21 protein-coding genes are annotated in these 20,617 nt (G+C 65.5%); 12 read left to right on the top strand and 9 right to left on the bottom strand.

Going from position 1 to position 20,617, the window contains the following annotated elements; genetic code table 11:
• The first annotated feature begins 140 nt into the window (after nt 1-140).
• Nucleotides 141-932: an enoyl-CoA hydratase/isomerase family protein gene (locus tag ACRVY7_RS03090; protein WP_064870614.1), complete on the top strand. Its 792-nt coding sequence runs from the start codon at nt 141-143 to the stop codon at nt 930-932.
• A 116-nt stretch (nt 933-1,048) separates the two neighbouring features.
• Here ACRVY7_RS03090 and ACRVY7_RS03085 read toward each other — a convergent pair whose 3' ends face one another.
• A complete protein-coding gene (locus ACRVY7_RS03085) occupies nt 1,049-2,224 on the bottom strand; it encodes an acyl-CoA dehydrogenase family protein (RefSeq protein ID WP_431815943.1) in 1,176 nt (391 codons plus the stop codon).
• Between the two features lie 216 nt (nt 2,225-2,440).
• Between ACRVY7_RS03085 and ACRVY7_RS03080 the strand changes: the two genes are divergently transcribed.
• From ACRVY7_RS03080 to ACRVY7_RS03065, 4 genes are all read left to right on the top strand, one after another.
• Complete coding sequence (locus ACRVY7_RS03080) at nt 2,441-3,070, top strand: TetR/AcrR family transcriptional regulator (RefSeq protein WP_431815942.1); 630 nt, start codon at nt 2,441-2,443, stop codon at nt 3,068-3,070.
• Between the two features lie 36 nt (nt 3,071-3,106).
• Nucleotides 3,107-4,024, top strand: coding sequence for a PaaI family thioesterase (locus tag ACRVY7_RS03075; RefSeq protein WP_431815941.1), 918 nt, complete (start codon nt 3,107-3,109; stop codon nt 4,022-4,024).
• 66 nt (nt 4,025-4,090) lie between these two features.
• Nucleotides 4,091-4,285, top strand: coding sequence for a ferredoxin (locus tag ACRVY7_RS03070; protein WP_064870638.1), 195 nt, complete (start codon nt 4,091-4,093; stop codon nt 4,283-4,285).
• A gap of 1 nt (nt 4,286) precedes the next feature.
• Nucleotides 4,287-5,537 carry an NAD(P)/FAD-dependent oxidoreductase gene (locus ACRVY7_RS03065; protein ID WP_431815940.1) on the top strand — a complete coding sequence of 417 codons (1,251 nt, stop codon included), beginning with the start codon at nt 4,287-4,289 and terminating at the stop codon, nt 5,535-5,537.
• 12 nt (nt 5,538-5,549) lie between these two features.
• Here the strand turns inward: ACRVY7_RS03065 and ACRVY7_RS03060 are convergent, their stop codons facing one another.
• The gene (locus ACRVY7_RS03060) at nt 5,550-6,188 is read right to left on the bottom strand and encodes a TetR/AcrR family transcriptional regulator (protein WP_431815939.1); all 639 of its coding nucleotides are present in this window, start codon (nt 6,186-6,188) and stop codon (nt 5,550-5,552) included.
• Between the two features lie 215 nt (nt 6,189-6,403).
• On the opposite strand from ACRVY7_RS03060, the gene ACRVY7_RS03055 reads away from it, so the two are divergent.
• Nucleotides 6,404-7,195 carry a coniferyl-alcohol dehydrogenase gene (locus tag ACRVY7_RS03055; protein WP_431815938.1) on the top strand — a complete coding sequence of 264 codons (792 nt, stop codon included), beginning with the start codon at nt 6,404-6,406 and terminating at the stop codon, nt 7,193-7,195.
• Between the two features lie 2 nt (nt 7,196-7,197).
• Nucleotides 7,198-8,622: an aldehyde dehydrogenase family protein gene (locus ACRVY7_RS03050; protein ID WP_431815937.1), complete on the top strand. Its 1,425-nt coding sequence runs from the start codon at nt 7,198-7,200 to the stop codon at nt 8,620-8,622.
• Between the two features lie 12 nt (nt 8,623-8,634).
• On the opposite strand, the gene ACRVY7_RS03045 is transcribed toward ACRVY7_RS03050, so the two are convergent.
• Nucleotides 8,635-9,588, bottom strand: coding sequence for an esterase/lipase family protein (locus tag ACRVY7_RS03045; RefSeq protein ID WP_431815936.1), 954 nt, complete (start codon nt 9,586-9,588; stop codon nt 8,635-8,637).
• Nucleotides 9,589-9,679: 91 nt separating this feature from the next.
• On the bottom strand, nt 9,680-9,928 hold the full coding sequence (locus ACRVY7_RS03040) for a DUF2530 domain-containing protein (RefSeq protein ID WP_431815935.1): 249 nt from the start codon (nt 9,926-9,928) through the stop codon (nt 9,680-9,682).
• A gap of 252 nt (nt 9,929-10,180) precedes the next feature.
• Between ACRVY7_RS03040 and ACRVY7_RS03035 the strand changes: the two genes are divergently transcribed.
• A complete protein-coding gene (locus ACRVY7_RS03035) occupies nt 10,181-11,554 on the top strand; it encodes an NCS2 family permease (RefSeq protein WP_431816382.1) in 1,374 nt (457 codons plus the stop codon).
• A gap of 98 nt (nt 11,555-11,652) precedes the next feature.
• Entirely contained in the window at nt 11,653-12,096 is a 444-nt protein-coding gene (locus tag ACRVY7_RS03030) for a MarR family winged helix-turn-helix transcriptional regulator (RefSeq protein ID WP_049697824.1), read from the top strand.
• A 194-nt stretch (nt 12,097-12,290) separates the two neighbouring features.
• Here the strand turns inward: ACRVY7_RS03030 and ACRVY7_RS03025 are convergent, their stop codons facing one another.
• Entirely contained in the window at nt 12,291-13,532 is a 1,242-nt protein-coding gene (locus ACRVY7_RS03025) for a GNAT family N-acetyltransferase (protein ID WP_431815934.1), read from the bottom strand.
• 66 nt (nt 13,533-13,598) lie between these two features.
• On the opposite strand from ACRVY7_RS03025, the gene ACRVY7_RS03020 reads away from it, so the two are divergent.
• Complete coding sequence (locus tag ACRVY7_RS03020) at nt 13,599-14,471, top strand: TrmH family RNA methyltransferase (protein WP_431815933.1); 873 nt, start codon at nt 13,599-13,601, stop codon at nt 14,469-14,471.
• On the top strand, nt 14,468-14,809 hold the full coding sequence (locus ACRVY7_RS03015; protein WP_431815932.1) for a DUF2537 domain-containing protein: 342 nt from the start codon (nt 14,468-14,470) through the stop codon (nt 14,807-14,809). Before ACRVY7_RS03020 ends, ACRVY7_RS03015 begins: the two co-directional genes overlap by 4 nt.
• Before the next feature lie 42 nt (nt 14,810-14,851).
• Here the strand turns inward: ACRVY7_RS03015 and ACRVY7_RS03010 are convergent, their stop codons facing one another.
• From ACRVY7_RS03010 to ACRVY7_RS02995, 4 genes are all read right to left on the bottom strand, one after another.
• Nucleotides 14,852-16,096, bottom strand: coding sequence for a DUF6928 family protein (locus ACRVY7_RS03010; protein WP_431815931.1), 1,245 nt, complete (start codon nt 16,094-16,096; stop codon nt 14,852-14,854).
• Between the two features lie 12 nt (nt 16,097-16,108).
• The gene (gene sepH / locus ACRVY7_RS03005; protein ID WP_431816381.1) at nt 16,109-17,065 is read right to left on the bottom strand and encodes a septation protein SepH; all 957 of its coding nucleotides are present in this window, start codon (nt 17,063-17,065) and stop codon (nt 16,109-16,111) included.
• A gap of 207 nt (nt 17,066-17,272) precedes the next feature.
• The gene (gene serC, locus ACRVY7_RS03000) at nt 17,273-18,418 is read right to left on the bottom strand and encodes a phosphoserine transaminase (protein WP_431815930.1); all 1,146 of its coding nucleotides are present in this window, start codon (nt 18,416-18,418) and stop codon (nt 17,273-17,275) included.
• A 57-nt stretch (nt 18,419-18,475) separates the two neighbouring features.
• A complete protein-coding gene (locus tag ACRVY7_RS02995) occupies nt 18,476-19,603 on the bottom strand; it encodes a citrate synthase 2 (RefSeq protein ID WP_005206634.1) in 1,128 nt (375 codons plus the stop codon).
• Between the two features lie 185 nt (nt 19,604-19,788).
• On the opposite strand from ACRVY7_RS02995, the gene pdxH reads away from it, so the two are divergent.
• Entirely contained in the window at nt 19,789-20,484 is a 696-nt protein-coding gene (gene pdxH, locus ACRVY7_RS02990; protein WP_064870520.1) for a pyridoxamine 5'-phosphate oxidase, read from the top strand.
• Nucleotides 20,485-20,617: the final 133 nt, after the last annotated feature.

Below are 20,617 nucleotides of genomic sequence, written 5' to 3'. Positions count from 1 at the left end.
CTTTTATAGGCGGTCTCACCGACCGAGCGGAGATGCGTCGTCACTTGGCGGCGACTCCCCAAGCAACCTCCCGACAACTCTGCATTCCAAGGTCTGCAATACCAAGCCAATCTTCAATTCCGAGGCAAGGGGTTCACATCATGTCCAAGTACGAGTATCTGATGACGTCCATCGAGGACGGGGTCGGAATCATCGCGCTCAACCATCCCGAGAAGCGCAACGCGCTCGGGTGGGAACTGCACCAGGAGATCATCGGCGCCCTCGACGAGTGGGCGTACGACGACGAGGTGGCCGCGGTGCTCTTCATCGGCACCGAAGAGTACTTCTGTGCGGGATGGGCACTCGACGTCCTCCAGGACACCACGGATGCCGACCGCACGAGGTTCACCGATCTGGCGCTGCAACTGATGGTGGCCATCTACGACTACCGCAAGCCGACGGTCGCGGGCGTCGCGGGTGTCGCTCCCGGCTACGGGATGGACGTTGCGAACATGTGCGACATCACGATCGCGTCGAAGAATGCCAAGTTCGGTTCGACGCAGGTGAAGTACGCGATGAACGGCTTTTATCACGGCATGTTGAGCAAGATGAACACCCAGCGTGCGCGTCGCATGCTCTTCACCGGCGACCCGATCTCCGCGGAGGAGGCATATCGGGTGGGGCTCGTCGACGAGCTCGTCGAGGTCGGTACGGTCCGCGAGAAGTCGCTGGCCCTGGCCAAGCAGATTGCCGAGAACGGAGCGGAACTGACCACCGTTCTCAAGGAAGTGGCGCTGCGCGCACAGAACATGGATCACATCGGTGCGACGGCCTACGAACTGCGCGTGACACACGATCTGGTCCAGCGCGGCTTGTTCACCAAGCGCATTGCCACCGGCCTCGAGAAGCTCAAGTCGGGTCAGAGCCGCGCGACCGAACGCGTTGCGTTGTAGCGGTGGCGCATTGGCGTCCTTAGTCGGAAAAGCATGACGGGCGGAACCCTATCGGGTTCCGCCCGTCGCGCTTGAGCAGCGGTTCTTGCCCGGAGCGTTGCCTATGGGCCAGTGGGCTACAGGCCCAGGGAGCGTCCGATGATCTCCTTCATGATCTCGGTGGTGCCGCCGTAGATGGTCTGAATGCGCGAGTCGACGAATGACCGCGCGATCGGGTACTCCTTCATGTAGCCGTACCCGCCGTGCAGTTGCAGACACCGGTCTGCGGTGCGCACCTGCAGTTCGGTCGTCCACCACTTGGCTTTCGCCGCCTCGGCAGGCGTTAGCTCGCCTCGCACGAGCAGGCGGATGCAGCGATCGACAAACGCCTGCGCCACACTGAGTTCCGTCGCCAGTTCGGCGAGTACGAACCGGCTGTTCTGGAACGAGCCAATCGGTTTTCCAAAGGCCTTGCGCTCCTTGACGTACTCGAGAGTTCGGTCGAGCATCCCCGCCACGGCGCCCACCGACGTGACGGCCAGCGACATGCGTTCCTGTGGGAGATTGCGCATCAGTTGGTAGAAACCTTCGCCCTCCTCACCGAGTCGGTTGGCCACCGGAACGCGTGCGTCAGTGAATGACAGTTCGCTCGTGTCCTGACCTGCGAGTCCGAGTTTGTCGAGATTGCGTCCCTTCTCGAATCCGGGGGTTCCTGCTTCCACCACGATGAGCGTGAGCCCCTTGTGCGGGTCATCCGAGGTGCGCGTGGCAACCACAACGAGGTCGCAGTTCTGTCCGTTGGAGATGAAGGTCTTGGCGCCGTTGATCACGTAGTGCTCGCCGTCGCGTACCGCGCGGGTGCGAATCCCCGACAGGTCGCTACCGGTCCCCGGTTCGGTCATGGCGACAGCGCCGATGAGTGTGCCCGCGGTCAGGCCGGGCAGCCATCGCTGCTTCTGCTCGGCCGTGGTGAGGTCGAGGAGGTACGGACCGACGACGTCGTTCTGCAACGCGATTCCCAACCCGGCAGAGGCCATTCCGGATCGCGCGAACTCCTCGTTGACAATCGCGTTGAAGCGAAAGTCGTCGATTCCAGCGCCGCCGTACTCCTCTGGAGTGGGGAACAGGAGGAGCCCTGCGTCTCCGGCTTGCGAGAACATGTCTCGATCGACGATCTTCGCTGCCTCCCAGCGGTCGAAATTGGGTGCGACGACGCGTTCGATGAAGGCCCGTACCGCTTCTCGGAACTGTTCGTGCTCCGGTTCATACAGCGCGTCCGAATCTATTTGGCCGACGCTGGTGTCGAGGGTCATGAATACTCCTGGTGATGGTGTGCTGTGGCGATCCGACTGCCGAGATAGCGCGCGGAAGGACATGTGGTCTCTGGGTACGGGGACGGATCTGCCGCCAGAGAAGAGACATGGTGTTCGATTTTTTACCGTACATCGTGTTCAACTTTTGACCAAGGTCTACGGCGCAGTTGCAACGCGCTCGGGGATTCCGGAAGCGGTTCGGGATACGGTGTTGTCATGTCGAGAAGTGTTCGCGAGCCGGCCAGGACGCCCGGGCGAGAGCGCCAGCGTGCTGCGACCATTCGTCGTGCCACCGACGCCGCCGAGGCTCTGCTCACCGAAGGCGTGCCCTTCAACGAACTGAGTGTCGAGGGTGTCATCTCCCGCGCGGGTATCGCTCGGTCGACGTTCTACGCCCACTTCGACGACCTGGGGCACCTACTCCGGGCGCTCGGTGAGGGAGTGGTCACCGACATCATCGACGCTGCGAGAGCGTGGATGAGCCTGGGCGCCGACATCACGCCGGAGCAATTGCAAGCTGCGATCCGGGGCCTGGTGCAGACCTATCGCCGTCGCGAAAAGCTGTTGGCGGCACTGGCCGAGGCGTCGACATCCGATGAGCTTGTTCGTGATGAGTTCCATCGTCTACTCGGCGCCGGACACGACGAGTTGGTGAAACACATCGTGCGCGGACAACGTGAGGGCTTCGTTCGTGCCGACGTTGATCCTCAGCCGACCGCGGGCTGGATTGTGTGGATGGTGGAACGTGGCCTGTACCAACAGGTGCGCCTGGCAAAGCCGCGTATGGTCCGGCGTCACGCCGATGCGCTCGCGGAGATCATCTGGCAATCGCTCTACCGGCTGTAGGTCCGAAAGCGGCTGGGTCGGGTAGCATCACGGCGCATGCTGCCTTTCCCCTCGCCGGTAGGCGACGATGACTCGAGATCCGAACATGCCCTGCTGCAACAGAATCGGTTCGATCACGACATCGCTTTGTGCATGGAACCCGACGCCGACGGCCACGTCGGCGGACCGACCGGGCTGCACGACGAACTGTTCGGAGTCACGTTGTTCGGGCATCGTCGGGGACTGGCCGCGGGCGATTGTCGCTCGCTGGTCGGCGACGGAAATCCGGGCTGGCTGATGGTCCTGTGCGACATGATCCTGGCTTGGGCGGCAGTCGATTCCGATGGGCCGGGAACCTGCGTGACCACCTCGCTCGACCTCCATATCGACGTGGAGGTCCTCCGTGGTGCCGACCACATCCTCGGTGTTGCGCGACGGTCGTTTGCAGGCGAGTCACACGCGGTCAGCACCTGCGAGCTCCGGACGGTCGACGGCGCCCTCGTCGCCACCGGAACCGGCACCTTTTTCGCGGTGCCAGGTTTGTTGCCGGGAAGCTATGCCGGCACCCCGGTCACCGAAGTTCACCAGTCGATTCCTGAGCTGCTGCGTCTCGATGTCGACGCCGCGGCGGGCTGCGGAAGGCTGCCGGTTGATGACCGCGTCGCCAATCCGTCCGGCGTCATCCATGGTGGTGTGCAATCTGCGGCGATGTTCTCGGTGATCGCCGAGTATGCCGAGGTCACCACCAGCGCCGAAGTCGAGTTGCGGCACGTGACAGTGGACTTCCTCAAGCCGCTGCCTGTTTCGGCTGGTTCGCCCGGGATCAGGGTGGAAGCGAAGCACGTCGGTCGACGAGCTGCCTCGTTCACCGCGGAGTTGGCCGATGCGCGCGGCGTCGTGGGTACGCGTGCGGCGGTGACCGCTGCGGTGAAGAATTCGGGAGACGACTTGCGGCGCCTCCGTAATTTAATTTAATCTCAATTAGAGAAGATCGATTGCCGCTCGGCAGTCGACCACGGAACTGATCGAGGGGTGAGCGGCGTGAAGGTCATCGTCGACGCAGCCAGGTGTACCGGGTTGGGCATCTGCGAGTCGATCGCACCAGAGGTGTTCGAGGTTGACGAGTCGGGAGAACTCTCGGTTCTCAAGGCCGACATCGATCCCGACGAACTGCAGGCGGTCGAAGACGCTGTTGCAGGATGTCCGACAGAGGCGCTACGCATTGCTCGCGACTGAGGTGGGATCGCCCAGCAGCGCAGGCAATCCCCGGTCCCTCGTCGTCGTCGGTGCATCACTGGCAGGACTGCGCGCGGTTGAGGCTGCGCGTCGAGCGGGGTTCGACGGGCGGATCACGCTTATCGGTGCGGAAGCACATGTCCCGTACGATCGACCGCCGTTGTCGAAGGCATTTCTTGAACCGGCAGACGAAGAACCGTCGCCACCGTACTTCCGCGACAAACAACTCCTCGAGAACGAGTTGGGAGTCGAACTCGTACTCGGTTCGCCCGCAACCGGTTTGGATGCGGAGAACAAGCGTGTTCTGATCGACGACGGCGAGATCGGATATGACGCACTGGTCATCGCGACAGGATGCGCGCCACGGACGATCCCGATGGGAGAAGGACTTGCAGGCGTGCACGCGCTGCGTACCGTCGAGGATGCGATGGCAGTGCGAAAAGCTCTGTCGCACAGCACTCGTACGGTTGTGATCGGTGGCGGTTTCATCGGTTCGGAGGTCGCCTCTGCCGCGCGGTTGCGTGGCGGGGAGGTGACCGTGGTCGAGGCGCTCCCGACACCCCTGGTCCGTGCTGCTGGCGCACAGATGGGCTCAGCCATCGCATCGCTGCACGAGCGCAACGGAACCTCGCTCCGATGTGGGCACGGCGTGCGTTCCATCGAAGGCGACGATCGGGTGCAACGAGTGGTCCTCGACGACGGGTCGAGCATTGACGCCGATCTCGTCGTCGTGGGTGTCGGTGTGACTCCGGCGACGAAATGGCTTGCCGGATCGGGTGTTTTGATCGACGACGGCGTGCGCTGCGACGAAACTCTGTGGACGGGCGTCCCTGGCGTCTACGCTGCCGGCGACGTCGCCAACTGGCCGAATGCTGTGATCGGTGAACGTCAGCGGATGGAGAATTGGACTGCCGCTGCCGAGCAGGGCGCGACCGCCGCACGCAACGCGCTCGATCCGGAGAACGCGAAACCCTATGGCACGGCCCCGTATTTCTGGTCGGACTGGTACGACGTCCGCATTCAGTTCGTCGGTTCGCCGAACGCGGACGAAGTACGGGTAGTCGCAGGGGAGCCGGGCGTCAGTGACCAATGGGTGGCGCTGTATCGCCGAGGTGACAGGTTGATCGGGGCGCTGACCGTCAATGGTCAATCAGTCATCATGAAGTACCGGGTGATGATTACCAAAGGTGCATCGTGGGACGACGCGCTCGCCTTCGCCGAGAAGCGAAAGAGCGCGGCGGCGGCACGTTAGTCGGAAGTCGGTTCAGTCGGAGGTCAGTGCGCCGTGGACGAAACTTTGTGCCTGCCGTACGACCTTGTCCAAGCCGGTCTTCCGAGGATTCCACCACTCCGCGGTCCAGTTCAATGATCCCAGGATCAGCATCTGTGCGACGTAGAGGTCGAGGTCATGACGCAGCAGGCCGTCTTCGTGCGCGCGGTGGATCAGGTCGCGCCACACGCGCCCGTACTTTCGTTCCTCCGCCACCTGGCGTTTACGGATGTGGTCGGGGATCTGGCCCGCGTTGCGAATCGACGCCGTCGTGTACGCGGAGATCTCCAGTTCGTGGCGTAGGTGGGATTCGACGGCAACCATGATCCGCTCCAGAGAGTCGGTCTCTTCGGGTAGCTCGTCGAGGATTGTGGTGACGTGGTTGAGCATGTCCGCGGTCCCGGCCCACATGACCTCTTCGATGAGACTCTCGCGGGAGTCGAAGTAGTAGTAGATCGCTGGGGCCTGAAGCTCGGCGACCCGAGCCACATCGGTCAGGCGTGTACCGGCGTAGCCCTTCGTGCTCAGCACCTCGGCGGCGGCGTCGAGTATCCGCGCCCGTGTGCGCTCAGATTTCGACTGCGCAGCGGGATCGTTGTCGACTCCCGGACTCGGGGTTCTGCGGGCTGCCATGAATGGATGATAGTTCAGGGCGCTCACGTACCGACGCCTCGTCGGCTCGGCACAAAACCGAATGCAAATTAGAAAAACCTCGACGCGGCTCGTGTCGAGCGGATAGGCTGCGACCACGGGAAACATAAATCACGTTATGTTCTGTGACCGTGCGAGCGATCGTCGACGAGAACCCGAGCTCAACGGATCACGGCGCCGATGAGGAGTTGAGAAGAATGTCAGAGTTCAGTGGCAAACGCTACGTCGTCACGGGCGCGGCGTCGGGGATCGGGCATACGGTCGCCGACCTGCTCTGTAAGGCTGGCGCTGAGGTGCACAGCCTCGATCGCAATGAACCGACCGTCCCCGTGGCCAGGCACATCCCGGTCGACCTTGCCGATGTGGCCAGCATCGGAGCCGCTCTCGATGTGCTCGGCGACGGATACGACGGACTGCTCAACATTGCCGGTGTCCCCGGAACGGCCCCCAGTGCAACGGTATTCGCTGTGAACACGCTTGCCACTCGCGAACTCGCGGAGGCTTTCTTCGAGCGACTCAACCCCGGCGGTGCCGTGGTGGTGGTGTCCTCGACGGCGGGCTTCGGTTGGCCGAAGCGTCTGCCACAGATCCGGGAGTTCTTGGAGACGGAGAACTTCGAGGAGGGCGCCCAGTGGTTCGCTGCGCACCCGCAGGAGGGCAATACGTACAACTTCTCCAAGGAGTGCACGACCGTGTACGTCCATTCGATGGGCCTTGCCTTCAACGAGATGGGCTTCCGCATCAATGCGGTGCTGCCCGGCCCGGTCGAGACGCCGATCCTGCAGGATTTTCGAGAAACCATGGGAGAGGACACGATTGACGGCGTCGCCAGCCTGCTGGGGCGGCATGCGACACCGGAAGACGTCGCAGGCGTCGTCCTGTTCCTGGCGTCCGACTCTGCACGGTGGATCAACGGCGAGGCGATCAACGTGGACGGTGGCATCTCGGGAGCCATTCTCTCGGGCACCGTGCCGGTGCCGGAGTACTGAGGATGACCATCCAGCATGAGGCCGCGAACCCCGGCACCGCGAACACCGACACCGCGAACCCAGGCACCGTGGCAGCCGACGTGGCAGATCGCCTGCGGGCGGTCTTTGCCGGCGGTCGCACCAGGTCTCTCGAGTGGCGTAAGGCGCAACTCGACGGTCTCGAGCAACTCGTCGTCGAGCAGGAAGCCGCGATAGCGGATGCGATCCACGCCGATCTCGGACGGAGCGCGCACGACGCGTGGTTCGGTGAGATCGTCGGGACCAAGGGCGAGATCGAGGAGGCACGCCGCGGTCTGAAGCGGTGGATGAAGCCCCGTCGGCAGCGCATGCCCCTGTTGCAGCGGCCAGGAGCTGCATGGATTCAGTACGAGCCACTGGGGGCCGTGCTGGTGATCGGGCCGTGGAACTATCCCGTCTTCCTCACGCTTTCACCACTCGTGTCGGCGATCGCTGCGGGAAACACGGTGTGTGTGAAGCCATCCGAACTCGCTCCGGCGACATCGGGCTTGCTCGCACGCTTGCTTCCGCTCTATCTCGACCGTGAAGCGATCACCGTGGTCGAGGGCGATGGCGCGGTGACACAGGGTCTGCTGGCACAGGGGTTCGACCACGCCTTGTTCACCGGCGGCACGGAGGTCGGTCGCAAGATCCTCGCAGGCGCTGCGAGCACGTTGACGCCTGTGACGTTGGAACTCGGTGGAAAGAGTCCGGTCATCGTCGCCGAGGACGCCGATCTCGACGTGACGGCGCGCCGCCTGGCGTGGATCAAGTTGATGAACTCGGGCCAGACCTGCATTGCCCCCGATTACGTTCTCGCGCATAGCAATGTCAAAGGCGAGCTGGTCGACAAGCTCGCCCGCTACCTGACCGAGTTTCGCTCAGGAGAACCGTCGGGTCAGCCGATCGTCAACTCGCGGCAGTTCGAACGGCTCGCGGGCTATCTCGGTTCGACCAAGGGGCAGCCTGCGGTCGGCGGTGGTTTCGACCGTGCGTCGAACACCATCGAGCCGACGGTCATCGTGGACCCCGAACCGGGAGAGCCGATGATGCAGGAGGAGATCTTCGGCCCGATTCTTCCGGTGCTGGGCGTCGAGGACCTCGACGCCGCGGTGGCCTTTGTCAATCGACGTCCGAAACCTCTTGCGGTGTATGTGTTCTCCAAGTCGAAATCGACTGCGCGCGGGTTGGTGGATCAGATTCCGGCTGGTGGTGCGGTGATCAATCACGTTGCGCTGCACTGCCTCATCCCGACGCTGCCGTTCGGAGGGGTTGGCGCGAGTGGAATGGGTACCTATCACGGCAGGTGGGGGTTCGAGGAGTTCAGTCATCGCAAATCCGTTCTGTCCAAGCCATTTTGGATGGACCTCGACCTCGTCTACCCTCCCTACAGCGACCGTGCGAAGGCGCTGTTGCGTCGAATGTTCTGACCTGGGCGCTACCTAGTACGCGGCGCCGCTGAGCGGTGCGGCTCGGTCGCACGGCACCGGGCGGGGGTGTGCGGGGTCGAGTGCGTTCAGGACAAAGTATGCGGCGCGACGCGAGCCCGCGATGCCCGCGTGTTCGGTGTAATCGACCGGGCAGCCGTCCTGGACGACGATGTTGCGCACGTTGGAGCCACCCGGCGGCAGGCCGAGCGTGTACGGGACGACGGCCTCGTCGTAGCGGGTCGCGATGTTGGTGTAGCTGATCTCGGGGTAGTAATAGCCGCCCGCCGCGATCTTGCGCATCACGTCCGAGCTGGGGTCGAGCTCGGCGCATCCCTGGCAGAGCGGGGTCTGTGCCGCTGAGATGCCGAGCTTGCGGACCGTCGGCAGGATCTGGTCGGCTCCGGCCACCGTTGAACCACGCCACGCCGGGGCGATTGATACGTGCTTGTCGATCTTGCCCCGTCCGCCAAGGTATTTCGCGTAGTACGCGGGCACGACGGTGCCCTGCGAATGTCCGACAACGTCGACCTTCGATGCGCCCGTTGCCGCGAGGACCTTGTCGACGAAACGTCCGAATTGTGCTGCGCTGTCTTCGATCAGTCCCATTCCGCCGACGGCGGGACCGGGCCATGGCAGCTCATCGAGTGCTCCGTAGGTGAGCGCGAAGACGCAGTAGCCCTCGTTCTTCAGCAGCGGAACGTATGTGCCCCAATTGGTTTGCTGCGATCCGCCCGTTCCATGTGCGAGCACCACGGGGTAGGGATGTTTCGACGTCGGGCGGCAGGAGAAGTCGTTGGAGCCCGGTAGCGATCCGCCATGGTTCGACAACTCGGCAGGGATGCCCGAGAAGAAGTTGAACGTCACCGGCAGAGGAGCCGCCGACGCGGTGCCCGCTGTCGTCGTCCCGGCGAGCAAGGCGAGTGCTGCCGCGACCGTAACCAGTAGTGAGAATCCCCGAATCCGCATGAACACTGAACCTAGCAAGTGCTTGGTGAGTACGGGTGTGTTGCGTCGAAACCGTGTTCTCGACGCCACGCCGTCGGCTCGGCGGTCGTGCTCAGTCGAGACCGCGTTGCGCGGTCCGGTCGCCGCGTCGAGACGCGGCGCGCTGGACGAGGAAGACTCCCGTGCCCGCTATGCCGACGGCGAGACCGACAAGACACACGGCAAGCGTGCGGCCGCCGCCCCATCCGGTGGCCCACACGACGATGGTCGCCACCAGCCACGCGACCATGCCGACGACGATCACCGGCTCGGGCGCCCGCAGCGCTTGCGGCAATTGGGGGATCTCGGGTTCATCGGCCACGGAGGACAGGGTAACTTCCCCCTTGTGACAAGCGATCCCTCGAGTGATCCGACTGGGCCATCGAACTCCGACGCCCAGTCGGCGGAACCGAGCGCCCAGTCGGCGGAACCGAGCGCCCAGTCGGCGGAACCGAGCGCCCAGTCGGCGGAACCGAGCGCCCAGTCGGCGCAACCGGCGGAACCGGCGCGGCGGTTCGGGGCCGTCGACCGCTTCTTCAAGGTCAGCGAACGCGGTTCGACGCTGAGCCGCGAGATGCGCGGCGGTCTGGTGACGTTCTTCACGATGGCTTACATCGTGGTGCTCAACCCGATCATCATCGGCGGCATACCGGGCGAGTCCAAGAACGCCGACGTCCTCGGCAACGTGCTGCCCATCGCGCAGGTCGCGGCTGTCACGGCGCTCGTCGCGGGTGTCATGTCGATCATCTTCGGCTTGGTCGCCAACTATCCGTTCGCCATTGCCACCGGTCTGGGCATCAACAGCCTGCTGGCGGTGACCATCGTCCCTGAGGTCACCTGGCCCGAGGCGATGGGGCTGGTCGTGGTCGACGGCATCATCATCGTCATCCTGGCGATCACCGGATTCCGCACCGCGGTGTTTAATGCTGTTCCCGCAGAGCTGAAAGCAGCGATCGCAGCGGGTATCGGCTGCTTCGTGGCGTTCATCGGATTTGTCGACGCCGGGTTCGTCCGACGTATCCCCGACGCCGCGGGCACCACCACACCCGTCCAGCTCGGCTTCGGCAACTCGATCACCACGGTCCCGACGCTCATCTTCGTGATCGGCGTCCTGCTCATGGGTGCGTTGATGGTGATGAAGGTGCCGGGTGGTCTGCTCCTGGGCATCATCATCACGACGATCATCTCGATCATCCTGGAGTCGACGCTGCATCTCGGCTCGGGCGTCGAGAAACAGGGCGGCTGGTCGCTGTCGGTGCCCAAGATCCCCGACTCGGCAGGCGGACTGCCCGATCTGAGTCTCGTCGGCAACGTCGACCTCTTCGGCGCCTTCACACGTATCGGTGTGCTCGCGGCGTGTGTGTTCGTCTTTGCGCTGGTGCTGTCGAACTTCTTCGACGCGATGGGCACGATGACCGGCCTCGGCCGCGAAGCCGGACTCGCCGACGACAAGGGCAATCTGCCCGGCGTCGGTAAGGCGCTGGTCGTCGAGGGCACGGGCGCGATCGTGGGCGGTGTGGCGTCGTCGTCTTCGAATACGGTCTTCGTCGAGTCGGCGTCGGGTATCGCCGAAGGTGCCCGAACGGGTCTGGCCAACATCGTGACCGGTGGACTGTTCATCGTGGCGATGTTCCTGACGCCGCTGTACGAGGTCATCCCGTCCGAGGCTGTCGCGCCGGCACTGGTCATCGTCGGTGCGCTGATGATGGGTCAGGTGACCCGCATCGACTTCACGAAGTTCGAGTACGCGCTCCCGGTGTTCCTGACAATCGTCACCATGCCGTTCACCTACTCGATCGCCAACGGCATCGGCGTCGGATTCATCAGCTGGGTGGTGATGGCCGCAGCGGCGGGCAAGGCGCGCAAGGTGCACCCGTTGATGTGGGCGATCGCGATCGTCTTCGCCCTCTACTTCGCGCGCGAACCCATCTCCAACCTGATCAGTTGACCAGAAAAACGGGCAATTCGGGCCGATGTCGTCCGTTTGAGTTGTGAAAACGGTCGGTCAGTACTGCAAATGCTGTGCGGCAAACTAATGTAAAGCCCGTGAGTACACCGACCGACGACGGTTTATCGGGTGCCCTGGCGCTAGCGATTGTGCGCTTGGCGCGGCGACTGCGCCTACGTAGGCAGAACCAACTCGTATCTTTGACCCAGTTGTCGGCCTTGTCGACGCTACACATCGAGGGCGCGATGACGCCGGGCGCGCTGGCGGCCGCCGAGCGGGTCAAGCCGCCGTCGATGACGCGCGTCCTGGCATCGCTGTCCGATCTCGGCATGATCGAGCGCGCGCCGCACCCCACCGACGGGCGTCAGGCGATCGTGACGCTCGCACCCGCAGGCGAGGAGGTGATCGTCGCCGAGCACGCCGCCCGACGCGCCTGGCTGTCAGACCAGATCGACGCCTTGACCGACGACGAGCGCGCCACCCTCCGCAGCGCTCTGCCGGTCCTCGCCAAACTCATCAGCGAAACCGACGAGCCCAACTGAGCGTGCGAGCCGCCTCGCTGATCGAGCGCCCCGCCCGCTGATCGAACGCCCCACCCGCTGATCGAGCCGACCCCTTCGCTGATCGAGCGCCCCACCCGCTGATCGAGCGCCCTGCCCGCTGATCGAGCGGAACCCTCGCTGATCGAGCGCCCCACCCGCTGATCGAGCTTGTCGAGATCACCCGCCCGTCGAGATCAGAAGAACGTCCCGGCGAACGGAGCGCGGTCGGTGGCGAATGCCCGGGTCAGCGCGCGCAGCGTGGCGTCGGAGTCTGTCCACAGGCGCCCAGCGCTGGCGAACAGCGACGGCTGCACCCCGCCGAGGAACAAACTCGATAGCACGGAAATATCCATGCGCACAGTCGGTTTCGACGTCGACGGCGCGACGATCGCGCCACCGTTGCGCACCGATACGTCGAAGACCCCCGCCCGCTCCCGGTAGCCGTCGGTGACCTCGATCACGATGTCGAGGTCGGCGGAGTAGGTGCGCGTGCTGAGCGCGGCGGGGACGTCGAGAATCGACACCCACATCTCGTCGGAACGTCCGGTGGTCGGCGCGGACCGTAGGTCGGTCAGTTTCGCGCGCAGTGGGTCGTCGACCGGGATCGACGCCGTCAGCGACGGCACCAGGTCGAGTCCGAGTAGTACCCGCCAGAGCTCGGTGTGCGCGTCGTCGGTGATCGCGAAGAGTTCTTCCACCTCGCCGCGGACCTGGCCTGCAGAGCTCTTGTGGATGCGGTAGCTCGCGTAGCCGTCGGGGTGCAGCAGGTAGTGCAGGCCGCTGGCGGCCGGGGGACGTTCCGACGGACGGTCGGCGAGGATCGGAGCCCACCACTGCGGGGTCCGCGCGAGCGCGCCCGGGCGTGTGCGCGCCCAGCGCTCGTGGATGTCGGGGATCGTCGCGGCGACCTGCTGCGGGTTCGCGAAGTAGACCTCGGGGTGGTCGGGGGCCTCTGCCCGCAACGTCGGACGGCCCGGGGTCACCTCGACGGTCTCGGAGAAGCATGCGGGGCCGAACCCGAACCGCTCGTAAATGGTCCCCTCCGACGCCGTGAGGATCGCGAACGCGAAACCCTCGCGCTCCCACTGGGTGAACAACTCGGTGATCATCCGACGCAGAATGCCTCGCCGACGATGCGTCGACGCGACCGACACCCAGGACAGACCGGCCGCAGGAACCTGCGTCCCGCCGGGAACCGTCATCTGCATCCGATAGAACATCGACACCCCGACGAGCGGGCGGTCGTCGTGCCAGGAGTCCCGAACGAGTACGACGTCGTCGTCGGAGACCTTCCCGCGGAGATCCGCGCGCTCGTCGTCGGAAATAGGGTTTCGCATCGCGAACGCGCGCGCATCCGTGGTGATGATCTCGTCCCAGTCGGCGTCCGTGGCCCGTCCCAGGTCGAGTGTGCTGCTGCGATTGTCCGGTGATCTCACTCCTCAACCGTGTCACATGGGTGGGCAGGAGAAGCAATTCGGACTGCTTACGGCAGACTGGACCGCGTGTCCGAGCCTGTTTCAGCCCCACCTCTGGCAGTCGACGTCATCGACATCGACGACCCCGACGACCTGCGCGTCGACGACTTCCGCGACCTCAACTCCGTCGACCGCCGCCCCGACCTGCCGACGCTGCCGGGCGGTCGACCGGGCAAGGGGCTCGTGATCGCTGAGGGCGTTCTGGTGGCTCAACGCATGATCGCGTCGCGGTTCACCCCGCACGCCTTCCTGGGTGTCGACAAGCGACTCACCGAGCTGTCCGACGATCTGCGGAACCCCAGCCTGTCCGGGGTGCCGTTCTACCGCGCGAGCGCCGAGGTGATGGCCGAGATCGTCGGATTCCACCTCAACAGGGGAGTCCTGGGCGTCGCGCGCAGACCAGCCGCGTTGGAGGTCGACGACGTGCTCGCGACCGCCACGACCATCGCCGTGCTCGAGGGTGTCAACGACCACGAGAACATCGGCAGCGTCTTCCGCAACGCGGCGGGCCTCGGCGTCGACGCGGTCCTGTTCGGTGCCGGCTGCGCCGACCCGCTTTATCGACGCTGCGTACGCGTGTCGATGGGCCACGCGCTTCTCGTGCCGCACGCGCGGTTCGGCGACTGGCGCGGCGCCCTCGACCTCCTCGCCGATCACGGCTTCACGACGGTCGCGCTCACCCCACGCGAGTCCGCGGTCCCGCTCGCCGACGCGGTCTCGGCCGACAAGGTGGCCGTCCTCGTCGGAGCGGAGGGCCCCGGCCTCAGCGAGACCGCCATCCGCGGCTCCCACGTCGCGGCACGCATTCCGATGAGCAGGGGCACGGATTCGCTCAACGTCGCGACCGCTGCGGCAATCGCCTTTTACGAGCGCGTCCGATCAGGGACGATAAACCGGTGAGCCTCGCCGAGTTCGACACCGCCCACTCGTCGACGGCCGGCCTCTATCGCCGCGAACCGACGCCATGGGCGAGCGGACTCTTCGTCGCGACGACGTGCGCGATCTACTGCTCGCTACTCCTCGTCGGCCTCTACACGCTCGTCGCCGACATCACGCCGTGGTCGGTGGCGGCTCGCTGGATCGGGGTTGCTGTCGCGATGCTCGTCGCGGGAGGACTCGGCTGGACACTGTGGCCACTGCGCGACCGGCCCGTCTGGCGGTGGATCGTGTGGGGCTCGCTGATCGGATTTCTCGCAGGCGTCGGCTCATCCATCGCCCTCGCGCTACTGAATCCCTGATCCACCCGGCGAAGACCTGCCCAGCGAACCTGCTCGAACTGCCTACTTGTCGGCACCGAAGCCGAAGTACCGCGCGACGCGGCGCGTCCAGCCCGCCGACTCGTCGACGTACTCGCCGTTGGTGGGGAGTTCTCCTTCGACGTTCCCCGGCTCGCCGTAACTCCCCGGCTCGTCGAAGTTCGCTGCCTCACCGGCGTTCACCGACGGAACCGGCGCCGTGACAGCATCCTCGACGCTCGCTGCTGGTGCATCACGCAGCTCGGACTCGACCACCGGCCGACTCTCCTCTGACCGACCCGCCCCGGTCTCGACCGCTTCGACGTCGACCACTTCGGCCTCCACCACTTCGGTGTCGACGATCCCGGCGTCCACGACGTCAGCGTCGACCTCGGGCTCACCCGGCCCATCGGCCATCGGCGGCGCCGCGACCGGTTCGGCGACCGGGATGCCGACCGCTGGTGTGTTCCCTGGAACCGGGGCAGGCGGAGCGTCGACGGGATGCTGCGCTGCGGCTTCGGCCTGCAGGGCCTGCTCGCGCGCGCTCGCTGCGGCCGCGGTTGCAGCGGCAGTTGCGGCGGCGGCCGTGGCGCTGGCCTCGCGGTAGCGCTCGTCGTCGGCGTCGGTCGGCTCGTAGTCTGCGGGCCTGATGGCGAAGCCGGTGACGGGAATCGTCAGCGGTTCGAGATCGCTCGGCGCGAGGGGGCGGGTGAACCGGAAACCCAACCACTCCCGATTGCCCTGCTCGGCGAGTTGCTGCGGATGGAACGGCAACGCCAGCGGATCGGGTGCCACGCCGGGTGCATACCGCAGCGGATGCTCGCCTCCCCAGAAAGGCTTCTCGAAGGGGTACGGCAGGCCGTCGTCCTCAATGATGCTGACGGGGTCGGCGGCAAACGAACGTCGAAGTGTTCCGTCTTCCCACCGCGCGAAAACGCCTGTCGCAGAGTCGGGTTCGGTGTAGAGCAGGACTGCGGCGGCGCTCTCGGGGATCGACGCCGCGGTGCGGATGGTCTCGACGGTGCGCGTCAGCGTCGACGGCTTAGACGTCGCGAAGAGCGAACACGACACCACGGTCAGCGGGCCGTAGAAACCCGCGTACACCTGCGAACTGTCCGAGTCCATCGCCGCGGCGAGGTTCGTGTCGACGGACGGGACGAGAACGCTGTCGCCATAGATGGCCGATGCCAACTTCTTGGCCGCGTCGACGTCGTTGGTGACGCCGGATCGGAGTACGTCGACGGGAGTGTCGGTGTCGATGAACCACAGTGTGACTGCGCGCGCGGACATGGAGGCCGGTGCTCAGCTGTTCCCGTTGCTGCGCACACCGAGCAGCACGTCTTCCCAGGCGGGCACGGCAGGCTTGCGCGACTTTCGACGACGATGCTCCGTCGGCTTGTCGTCGGTGCTCGACGTCGAGGTGTCGGAGCTCGTCGGTGCGTCCTGAGTGCGCTCGGTGTCCGTGGCCGGAGCTTCGTCGACGACGGTCGGCTCCTGCGCGGCGTCGTCGTCGATGCCGAAGTCGAGGGTGTACGTGTCGTGTTCGACCCGTACCTCGACGTGCCGCGAACGCTGGGCCCCGATCAACGCGTTGGCGTCAAAGGTGACTTCTTCGTGGTCGTCGTCGGCGGGAGTGATCGTCGGCGTGCTCACTGGGATGAGTCGACGTCGCGGTTCGATCGTCTCGGGGTGGATGAGCTCCTCGGCCAGATCGTCGAGCGGGACCGCGGTCCCGCCGTGCGAGCCGGGAGAAAAGCGCCAGTGCGCATGATGCTCGGTGTGCCCGACCTGCCAGTTGACCTGAACGACCCACTGCCCGTCGTCGCCCTTCCAGGCGTCCCAGGTCGCTTCGTTGGGGTTCTGGCCGTACGCGGCGAGTCCCTCGGTGACCGTGTCGCCGAGAGTTTCGGTCGACGGTCCGTCGTGGCGAACGGGGTGGGCGAGTGCACCGAGTTCGGTCGCACGCTGACGTTCGAGCAGCACCGGATGAGCGAAGCGTTCGATCTTGTCCTTCGGCACGCCGGCGACGGCCGCGACCTCCTCGACACTCGCGCCCGCACGGATGCGGGATTGGATTTCTCGGGGGCGCAGCGACGATTCCATTTCAATCTCGATCTGTCCGAGGCGGGAGAGGTCACCGCGGGCGGCCGCGCGGAGCCGCTCGTCGGCGTCGAGCTTGAAACGCTCACCGGAGTCGGTGTCCTGGCAGATGACATGCGAGCCGTCGACGTCGACGCCGACGACCCGAAGTTCACGCATCATCTGCTCCTCCTCTGGTGGCCATGAGTGCGGGCATTGTCGTCAGGTTAGACCACAGATCCGCGTGAGACGGTCGGGACACGCGGCAAATCCGCAGGTCGAACCCAAACAGGCGGCCCTGCAAGCGCCAGACGCGGCCCGAACTGGCAGACGCGGTCGGTGTACCAACCGCGTCTGCCGACTCGAGCCGCGTCTGTGCGGAAAACGTCAGAGCTTGCCGACGACGTAGTCGATCGCGGCGGTCAGGGTGCTGACATCGTCGGGCTCGATCGCCGGGAACATACCGATGCGGAGCTGGTTGCGGCCGAGCTTGCGGTACGGCTCGGTGTCGACGATCCCGTTGGCGCGCAGCACCTTTGCGACCTGCGCGGCGTCGACGTCGTCGGTGAAGTCGATCGTTCCGACGACCTGGCTGCGCAGCGCGGGGTCGGTGACGAACGGTGTCGCGAACTCGCTGGCCTCGGCCCATGAGTACAGGCGCGAACTCGAGTCGGCGGTACGTGCGACGCACCAGTCGAGTCCGCCGTTGCCCAGCATCCACTGGATCTGGTTGTCGAAGAGCAACAGCGTCGCGAGTGCGGGCGTGTTGTACGTCTGGTTCTTCGCGCTGTTGTCGACGGCCGTCGGCAGCGACAGGAACTCTGGGCACCAGCGATCGGTGTGGGCGATCTGGTCGACACGCTCGAGGGCGGCGGGACTCATCACTGCGATCCACAGGCCGCCGTCGGAGGCGAAGCACTTCTGGGGCGCGAAGTAGTAGACGTCGGTGTCGGCGATGTCGACCGGCAGGCCGCCTGCGCCCGACGTTGCGTCGATGGCGATCAACGCGTCGTCGGAACCCGCGGGACGGACGACGGGCACAGCGACACCGGTCGACGTCTCGTTGTGGGCCCAACCGATGAGGTCGACGCCGCCGAAGTCGTCGACGGTCAGTGCCGCCGGATCAGGTGCGGTTCCCGGATCGGTGGAGATCACGGCGGGGGAGTCGAGGAACGGCGCCTTCTTGGCGACCGTCGCGAACTTGGAGCTGAACTCGCCGTAGGTCAGGTGCAGCGAACGCTGCTTGATCAGCCCGAACGCCGCCGCATCCCAGAACGCGGTGGTGCCGCCGTTTGAGAGCACCACCTCGTAGCCCTCGGGCAGCGAGAACAGGTCGGCGAGACCCGCGCGGATCGAGCCGACGACGTTCTTCACCGGCGCCTGGCGGTGGGAGGTACCCATCACCGACGCTCCGATGTCGACCAAGGACTGCAGTTGCTCGGGGCGCACCTTCGACGGTCCGCAGCCGAACCGGCCGTCGGAGGGCAGCAACTCTGCGGGGATGGTGATGGATTCGATGGCGACGTCGCTCATGCCCGCAATTCTAGGGATGTGGCGCCGACCACTCGAGTTCCGCCCCTCCCTGCGTGCTTACAACCCCGGTTTGACGACGTCGCCCCACCCCTCGACGTCCTCGGGTCGACGCGGCGCGGGACCGGTGTAGAGCGCTGCGGGGCGGACCAGCTTGCCGAGCTGCTTCTGCTCGAGAATGTGTGCGCACCAGCCGGCGGTGCGCCCGCAGGTGAACATCGCCGGCATCATGTGGGGTGGTACCTCGGCGAAGTCGAGGATGACTGCCGCCCAGAATTCGACGTTGGTCTCGATGGCCCGGTCCGGACGTCGTTCGCGCAGTTCGGTCAGCGCGGCCTGCTCGAGTGCGGCGGCCACCTCATAGCGCGGGACGTCGAGTTCCGATGCGGTGCGGCGCAATACGCGTGCTCGCGGGTCCTCGGCACGGTACACGCGGTGCCCGAAGCCCATCAGCTTCTCTTTGCGGTCGAGGATTCCCCTGACCAAACCTCTTGCGTCACCGGTCTTTTCGACCTCTTCGATCATCGGCAACACCCGCGCGGGCGCGCCGCCGTGTAGCGGTCCCGACATCGCTCCGATGGCTCCCGAGAGCGACGCCGCGACGTCGGCTCCGGTGGACGCGATCACCCGCGCAGTGAAGGTCGACGCGTTGAGTCCATGCTCGGCTGCACTCACCCAGTAGGCGTCGATCGCCGCGATGTGTTTCGGGTCGGGTTCGCCCTTCCACCGCGTCATGAATCGGGCGGTGACTGTCGGGCATTCGTCGATAATCCGTTGCGGCACTGCGGGTTGGTGGATGCCGCGGGCCGATTGCGCGACGTACGAGAGCGCCATCACCGACGCGCGCGCGAGGTTGGCGCGCGCGGTGGCGTCGTCGATGTCGAGCAGTGGCTGGTAGCCCCAGATGGGGGCGAGCATGGCCAGCGCGGCCTGTACGTCGACGCGGACATCGCCGGTGTGGATGGGCAGCGGGAATGGTTCGGCGGGCGGTAGTCCGTCGCCGAACCGGCCGTCGACGAGTAGGGCCCACACATCGGCGAAGGTGACGGCGTTCTCGACCAGATCCTCGATGTCGACACCGCGATAGCGCAGGTTACCGCCGTTCTTGTCCGGTTCGGCGATCTCGGTCGTGAAGGCGACGACGCCCTCGAGTCCCGGTACGAAGTCGTCGGGAATGCTGTTCGCCACAGGGGCCACCTCTCTCCACGCAACACCGTGGGAAGTGCGCGGCGCGGGGCTGCGGCGCCACCCCAGCACTCTAGGTCACTCCAGCAGGTGCGGCACAGCGGGACGCCTCACCCAATGGGCGGTGACGGGCCGGGGCGGGGAGTACCGTCGGCGTCGTGGACAACGACCCCATCGACCTGCCCGGTATGCGCGTCGGTTACGGCGGCGGCATCCCACCCAACGTCGGCGACGGCGATCGAGCGGCCGGGGCAGACGGGGTGCGGGACAATCTCGATCCGAGCTGGCTCGACGGTGAGCCGCCGTGGCTCGAACTGTTCACGGTGTGGTTGCGCGAAGCCGTTGCCGCGCGCATCCCCGAACCCAATGCGATGGTGCTCGGGACAGTCGACGTGAACGGACTTCCGGCCACACGGACCGTGCTGTGCAAGGGAGTCGACGCCGGGGGCGTCGTGTTCTTCACCGGGTACGAGTCGGACAAGGGACACGACCTCGCCGCCAACCCTTTTGCCGCCGTGACGTTTCCATGGATCGCATTGGAACGACAGGTTCACTTTCGCGGGCCTGTGACCAAGGTCAGCGACGCCGAGACGCAGGCGTATTGGAACAACCGCCCGCGCGGCTCTCAATTGTCGGGTTACGCGTCGGAACAGTCACGCGAGATCGGTAGCCGTGCCGAGCTCGAAGCCAAGGCCGCGTCGGTCGCCGAGCAGTTCGGCGGATTCGACGACGGCGATCCCGTACCCGCGCCGTCGAATTGGGGTGGGTACCGAATCGAACCGGTCTTCGTCGAGTTCTGGCAGGGCCGAGCCAACCGACTGCACAACCGGGTGCGGTTGACCATGATCGACGGCTGCTGGCGGGCGGCTCGGTTGCAGCCGTAGAGCTTTCGCCGACGTCACAGGGGCGGGAGCCAAGCGGGCGGTACGACGAGACCCATCTGCCGGTCCACAGGGGACCGTGTTTTCGTGACCAAGTTCTTCGCATGCGTTAAGCTTCGCGGCAGCATGTTCGGGG

The organism is Gordonia jacobaea, from assembly GCF_965344965.1.
Taxonomy (GTDB): domain Bacteria; phylum Actinomycetota; class Actinomycetes; order Mycobacteriales; family Mycobacteriaceae; genus Gordonia; species Gordonia jacobaea.
The sequence above is the reverse complement of the archived record's forward strand: the minus strand, read 5'-3'. Positions and strand labels throughout refer to the sequence as shown.